This window comes from Arcobacter caeni, assembly GCF_003063245.1.
GTDB classification, from domain to species: Bacteria; Campylobacterota; Campylobacteria; order Campylobacterales; family Arcobacteraceae; genus Aliarcobacter; species Aliarcobacter caeni.
Genome location: NZ_MUXE01000044.1, coordinates 1 through 654, shown reverse-complemented (window position 1 = coordinate 654; position 654 = coordinate 1). Strand labels below are relative to the sequence as shown.

The 654-nt window shown below is 29.8% G+C and carries 1 protein-coding gene; it reads right to left on the bottom strand.

The annotated features are described in order from the left end of the window. Positions 1-12 precede the first annotated feature (12 nt). The gene (locus B0174_RS12040) at positions 13-504 is read right to left on the bottom strand and encodes a flavodoxin (protein ID WP_108561364.1); all 492 of its coding nucleotides are present in this window, start codon (positions 502-504) and stop codon (positions 13-15) included. Positions 505-654: the final 150 nt, after the last annotated feature.

Genomic DNA, 654 nt, shown 5'->3' with positions numbered 1-654 from the left:
CAATTATCAATACTATATTAAATTTTTTATTTCATTACACCAATTTTCAACTCTTTCATCTGTTAAATCTTCTTGATTATCTTCATCAATTACTAATCCAACAAACTCTCCATCTACCTCAGCTTTTGAATAGTCATACTCATAACCATCAGTTGATGTTTTTCCTATAATCTTTGCATTTTGTGCAACTAAAGTTTCATACATAATTCCTAAAGCATCTACAAACTCATGTCCATAACTCTCTTGATCACCTAAACCAAAAAGTGCAACTTTTTTATCTTTGAAATCAATTTCTTGAATATCATCGAAACAATCTTCCCAATCATCTTGTAGCTCACCCTCACCCCAAGTTGATACACCTAAAACAATTGATTCACAATCGTTCATCTTTTCTACACCATCACTTGAAATATCTATTAATTCAAATCCATCTAGTTTTTCATGTATTTTATTTGCAACCTCTTCAGTATTTCCTGTACTTGTTGCATAGAATATTGCTTTCATATTTTTCCTCCTAAAATTATCTTAAAGTTGAACGCATAGAGTATGGAACTAACTTTATGTTGTACTCGCTGCTATTAATATCATTACATCTAACACTTACGTGTTTACAAAAATCATCATTTTTGGGATATACTAAATAAACTTGTTTGA